General features: G+C 73.7%; 5 protein-coding genes. 3 read left to right on the forward strand and 2 right to left on the reverse strand.

What is annotated here, in order from left to right:
- Nucleotides 1-171 precede the first annotated feature (171 nt).
- From AC51EU_RS25935 to AC51EU_RS25945, 3 genes are all read left to right on the forward strand, one after another.
- Complete coding sequence (locus AC51EU_RS25935) at nt 172-945, forward strand: SDR family NAD(P)-dependent oxidoreductase (protein WP_496269501.1); 774 nt, start codon at nt 172-174, stop codon at nt 943-945.
- Nucleotides 946-1011: 66 nt separating this feature from the next.
- The gene (locus AC51EU_RS25940; protein ID WP_496269502.1) at nt 1012-2673 is read left to right on the forward strand and encodes a class I adenylate-forming enzyme family protein; all 1662 of its coding nucleotides are present in this window, start codon (nt 1012-1014) and stop codon (nt 2671-2673) included.
- A gap of 81 nt (nt 2674-2754) precedes the next feature.
- Nucleotides 2755-3360 (forward strand): TetR/AcrR family transcriptional regulator, encoded by a 606-nt coding sequence (locus AC51EU_RS25945; protein ID WP_496269503.1) that lies wholly within the window; start codon nt 2755-2757, stop codon nt 3358-3360.
- A gap of 45 nt (nt 3361-3405) precedes the next feature.
- Here the strand turns inward: AC51EU_RS25945 and AC51EU_RS25950 are convergent, their stop codons facing one another.
- On the reverse strand, nt 3406-4620 hold the full coding sequence (locus AC51EU_RS25950) for an acyl-CoA dehydrogenase family protein (protein WP_496269504.1): 1215 nt from the start codon (nt 4618-4620) through the stop codon (nt 3406-3408).
- Nucleotides 4621-4628: 8 nt separating this feature from the next.
- The gene (locus tag AC51EU_RS25955) at nt 4629-5690 is read right to left on the reverse strand and encodes a phosphotransferase family protein (RefSeq protein ID WP_496269505.1); all 1062 of its coding nucleotides are present in this window, start codon (nt 5688-5690) and stop codon (nt 4629-4631) included.
- Between the last annotated feature and the right edge of the window lie 309 nt (nt 5691-5999).

Genomic DNA, 5999 nt, shown 5'->3' on the forward strand with positions numbered 1-5999 from the left:
CTCCGTGATCGGGGCCCGGCGGCCCGCCGCACTCGTGTGCGGGCACGCTAACGCCTTCGGGCCCTTCGCGGAACGCAACCGGCCGTACCCGTGCCGCACCCTTCCGCTGCGACATACCGACTGGTTAGTGTGCCGGGCAGCCGAGTCGAGCACGACCCAGGGAGAACCAGCGTGGAATCCGTACGGGACCAGGCCGTCGTCGTCACCGGAGCGGGCGGGGGCATCGGGGCCGCCCTGGCCCGCCGCTTCGCGGCGGAGGGCGCCCGGGTGGCCGTCAACGACCTCGACGAGGCCAAGGCCGCCGCGACCGCCGCCGCCATCGGCGCCGTCGCCGTCCCTGGCGACGCCTCCACCGTCGTCCCGGCCGCCCGCGAGGCCCTCGGCGGCACCGTCGACATCTTCTGCGCCAACGCCGGGGTCGGCCCCGGCGGCGGCCCCGAGGCCCCCGAGGACGTCTGGCTGCACGCCTGGGACGTCAATGTCATGGCTCATGTGCGGGCCGCCCGCGACCTGCTGCCGCACTGGCTCGAACGCGGCAGCGGCCGGTTCGTCGCCACCGTCTCCGCCGCCGGGCTGCTCACCATGCTCGGCTCCGCCCCCTACAGCGTCACCAAGCACGCCGCCCACGCCTTCGCCGAATGGCTCGCCGCGACCTACCGCCACCGCGGCATCGCCGTGCACGCCGTCTGCCCCCAGGGCGTCCGCACCGACATGCTGGCCGCCACCGGCACCGCCGGCGAACTGATGCTGACGCCCGGCGCCATCGCACCGGACGCCGTCGCCGACGCCCTCTTCGACGCGATGCGCGAGGAACGCTTCCTCGTCCTGCCGCACCCGGAGGTCGCCGGCTACTACACCGCCCGCGCCGGCGACCCCGACCGCTGGCTCGGCGGGATGAACAAGCTCCAGCGGGAACTGGAACGGCGGGAGGGCGCGGACTCCTAGCGGGCCCGCCGCCCGCCCCCGGTGCTCCTTCAAGGACGATCAGCGGACCAGGAAGAGAGGGCCCCGATGACCTCGTACCAGGACAAGCCCTGGCTGGCAGGGCTCCCCGAAGCCCAGCGCGCCCCCGTCCAACCGCCCCCCACACCGCTGCACTTCTTCCGCGACGCGGTGCGCCGCGCGCCCGACCGCACCGCCCTGGCCTACTTCGACGGCCGTCTGTCCTACGCCGAGACCGACACCCTCGCCAACGGTGTGGCCCGCCACCTGACCGCCCGCGGCCTGCGGCGCGGCGACCGGGCCGTCGTCATGTTCCAGAACACCCCGCACTTCGTGCTCGCCGTGCTCGGCGTCTGGAAGGCGGGCGGCGTCGTCGTCCCCGTCAACCCCATGTACAAGACGGACGAGACGCGGCACGTCCTGGAGGACGCCGAGGTCACCGCCGTGCTCTGCGCGGACCACCTGTGGGACGGCTTCCTGCGCGAGGCCGCCGCCGCGGTGCCGTCCGTACGGATCGCGCTGACCGGCTGCGACCGGGACCTCCAGACCCGCGACGACCCCCGGGTGCTGCGCGGGGCCCGCCGGGCGGTGCCGGAGGGTGCCGAGGACCTGCTCACCACGGCCCGCGCCGCCGCGCGGCCGCGCCACGCCCCGCCGGACCCGGACCTGGCCGCCGACGACATCGCGCTCATCAGCTACACCTCCGGCACCAGCGGCAGGCCCAAGGGCGCGGTCAACACGCACGGGAACATCAGCTACAACGCGGAGCGGCAGCGCACCTCCCTCGACCTCCCCGAGGGTTTCACCGTCTTCGCGCTCGCCCCCCTCTTCCACATCACCGGCATGGTCACCGAACTCACCGGCTGCTTCGCCGGCGCCGGCACCCTCGCCCTGGCCCACCGCTTCGAGGCCGGCGTCGTCCTCGACGCCTTCCTCGAACACCGCCCCGCCTACACCATCGGCCCCTCCACCGCCTTCATGGCGCTGATGGCCCGCCCCGAGGCGACCCGCGACCACTTCGCGTCCTTCCGCTTCCTCTTCTCCGGCGGCGCGCCCGTGCCGCCCGCTCTCGTCGAGGCCTTCGCCGAACGCTTCGGCCCCTACCTGCACAACGGCTACGGGCTGACCGAGACCACCGCCCCCTGCGCCAGCGTCCCGCCCGGCACCCGCGCCCCCGTCGATCCGGTCTCCGGCACCCTCGCGGTCGGCCTGCCCGGCGCCGACACAATCGTCCGGATCATCGACGAGCAGGGCCGGGACGTGCCGTTCGGCGCACACGGCGAGATCGCCGTCCGCGGCCCGCAGGTCGTCCCCGGCTACTGGCGGCAGCCCGACGCCACCGCCGCCGCGCTCCCCGGCGGCGAACTGCGTACCGGCGACATCGGGTTCATGGACCGCGACGGCTGGCTCTACGTCGTCGACCGCAAGAAGGACATGATCAACGCCTCCGGGTTCAAGGTCTGGCCGCGCGAGGTCGAGGACGTCCTCTACACCCACCCCGCCGTGCGCGAGGCGGCGGTCGTCGGCGTGCCCGACGCCTACCGGGGCGAGACCGTGAAGGCGTACGTCAGCCTGCGGCCCGGACACGAGGCGGCGCCCGACGAACTGTCCGCCCACTGCGCGCGGCGGCTGGCGGCGTACAAATATCCCCGGCAGGTGGAGATCCTGCCCGAGCTGCCGAAGACCGCGAGTGGCAAGATCCTCCGACGGGAGCTGCGCGAGCGCGCATGACCCCTGGTGGCCGGCGGCCCCCGCGCCGCCGGCCCGTCCGGGCAACCACCGACACGCGGGGACGAGGGACAGGTGAGGACGATGGCCGGCACGAAGGACGGCAACGGCGACGGCGGTACGAAGCCGGTGGCCCGGCGGCTGCTGGCCACCGCCACCAGGCTCTTCGCCGAGCAGGGGTACGACCGCACCTCCGTCCAGGAGATCGTCGACGCGGCGGGCGTCACCAAGGGCGCCCTCTACCACTACTTCGGCTCCAAGGAGGACCTGCTGCACGAGGTCTACGGCCGGGTGCTGCGCCTCCAGCAGGAACGCCTCGACCACTTCGCGGACGCCGACGCCCCCGTCGAGCAGCGGCTGCGCGACGCCGCCGCCGACGTGGTGGTCACCACCATCGAGAACCTCGACGACACCAAGATCTTCTTCCGGTCGATGCACCATCTGAGCCCGGAGAAGGACAAGCAGGTGCGCGCCGAACGGCGCCGCTACCACGAGCGGTTCCGCGCCCTGGTCGAGGAGGGGCAGCGCAGCGGCGTGTTCGCCGCCGGCATCCCCGCCGACCTCGTCGTCGACTACCACTTCGGCTCGGTGCACCACCTGGGCACCTGGTACCGCGAGGACGGGCCGCTGAGCCCGCGGCAGGTCGCCGACCACCTCGCCGACCTGCTGCTGCGCGCCCTGCGGCCCTGACGGGGACGGGGTGCCGCGACCGCCCGGCCGCGGCACCCGGTCGTCCTACCGGTAGCGCTTGAGCTCCCGCCGGGCCAGCGACCGCTGGTGCACCTCGTCCGGGCCGTCCGCCAGCCGCAGGGTGCGCGCCCCGGCCCACAGCTCGGCCAGCGGGAAGTCCTGGCTCACCCCGCCCGCGCCGTGCAGCTGCACGGCCCGGTCCAGGATGTCCGTCACCGTCCGCGGAGTGGCGATCTTGATGGCCTGGATCTCGGTGTGCGCGCCCTTGTTGCCGACCGTGTCCATCAGCCACGCCGTCTTCAGCACCAGCAGCCGCAGCTGCTCCACCGCGACCCGCGCGTCCGCGATCCACTCCTGGACGACGCCCTGCCGCGCCAGCGGCCCGCCGAACGCCTCCCGCTCCACCGCCCGCCGGCACATCAGCTCGATGGCCCGCTCCGCGATGCCGATCAGCCGCATGCAGTGGTGGATACGGCCCGGACCCAGCCGTGCCTGGGCGATGGCGAACCCGCCGCCCTCCTCACCGATCAGATTGCCCGCCGGCACCCGTACGTCCTCGAAGACGACCTCGGCATGCCCGCCGTGGGAGTGGTCCGCGTAACCGTAGACGTGCATCGCGCGCTCGACGCGCAGCCCGGGGGTGTCGCGCGGCACCAGCACCATCGACTGCTGGCGGCGGATGTCGGGACCACCGGGGTCCGTCTTGCCCATCACGATGAAGATCCGGCACAGCGGGTTCATCGCACCGGAGATGTACCACTTGCGGCCGTTGATGACGTACTCGTCGCCGTCCCGCTCGATCCGTGTCTCGATGTTGGTCGCGTCCGACGACGCCACCTCGGGCTCGGTCATCGCGAACGCCGACCGGATCTCACCGGCCAGCAGCGGCTCCAGCCACCGCGCGCGCTGCTCCTCGTCGCCGAACAGCGCCAGCACCTCCATGTTGCCGGTGTCCGGCGCCGCGCAGTTCAGCGCGGTCGGCGCGAGGTGCGGGCTGCGGCCGGTGATCTCGGCGAGCGGCGCGTACTGGAGATTGGTCAGCCCCGCGCCGTACCGGGAGTCGGGCAGGAAGAGGTTCCACAGCCCCCGCCGCCGCGCCTCGGCCTTCAGCTCCTCCACCACGGCGGGTGTGTCCCAGGGAGAGTCGAGGGCCGCGCGCTGCTCCCGTTCGGCCTCCTCGGCCGGCAGCACATGGCTGTCCATGAACTCCAGCAGCCTGCCGCGCAGTTCCTCGGTACGGGCGTCGAACGCGAAATCCATCGGGTGCCTCAGCCTTCCTTGAGGGCGGACAGGGTGGCGCGGCCGTTCTCGACGAAGACCGGGACGAGTTCCCCGATCCGGTCGAAACCGGCGCCCAGCGTGCGGCCGAGCGTGTAGCGGTAGTGGATGCCCTCCAGGATCACCGCGAGCTTGAAGTACGCGAACGCGGTGTACCAGGCGACCCGGGAGACATCGCGGCCCGACCCGGCCGCGTACCGCTCGATCAGCTCCTCCGGCTCCGGGTGGCCGGGCGCGCCCCCGGTGGTGGCCAGCGGGGAACCGGGCAGCTCGCGCTGCGCGCTGTACACGGCGAGCAGCCCGAGGTCGGTCAGCGGGTCGCCGAGGGTGGACATCTCCCAGTCCAGTACGGCGGTGATCCGGTCGTCGGACCCGACCAGCACGTTGTCCAGCCGGTAGTCGCCGTGGACCACGGCGGGCGCGGGGGAGGGCGGGACCGCCGCGCCCAGCGCCTCGTGCAGCGCGTCGATGCCCGGGAGGTCGCGGCTGCGGGACGCGGCGAGCTGCTTGCCCCAGCGCCGCACCTGCCGCTCCAGGAAGCCGTCCGGACGCCCGAAGCCGCCCAGGCCCACCGCGTCCGGCTCGACGGCGTGGAGCGCGACCAGGGTGTCGACGAGGGAGAGCACCACGTTCCGGGTGCGCTCGGGCCCCAGCGCCCGCAGCTGGCCGGCGCTGCGGTACGGGGTGCCCTCGACCAGCTCCATCACGTAGAACGGCGCGCCGACGACCGACTCGTCCTCGCACAGCAGCAGCGCCTCCGGGACCGGTACGGGCGTGCCGTGCAGGGCGCTGATCACCCGGTGCTCGCGCCCCATGTCGTGCGCGGTGGCCAGGACGTGCCCCAGCGGCGGGCGGCGCACCACCCAGGAGGAGGTGCCGTCGGTGACGCGGTAGGTGAGGTTGGACCGCCCGCCCTCGATCAGCCGCACGCTCAGCGGCCCGCCGACCAGTCCCGGGCGTTCCCGGTCCAGATGCGCGCGCAGCCGGACGGGGTCGAGGCCGGGCGGCCCCTCCCGGTCCGCTTCCTGCGGGGGCGGGGTGGCCTTGCTCATCGTGCTCCTCCGTGGAATCCGTGTGGAGTGGACGTCGCTGGGCACGATCATGCCGACTAGTCGGTATGGCGTCCAGAGGGCGTGCGTGGGGCGTGGATCACGGACGGTTTCCGGCCAGCACGGACACGGCACCCGGGCCCTACGGGGCCAGCAGCAGGACGGCTCCCAGCACCGCCAGGGCGGCCGCGCAGCCCGCCGACAGCAGGACGGTCCCCGGCGGCAGCACACCCGGACGGGGCACGGCCATCGCCCGCATCCTGCGGTGCGCCACCACCCCGAACACCAGCCAGACCACCCCCACCAGCACTG

The organism is Candidatus Streptomyces philanthi, assembly GCF_059553635.1.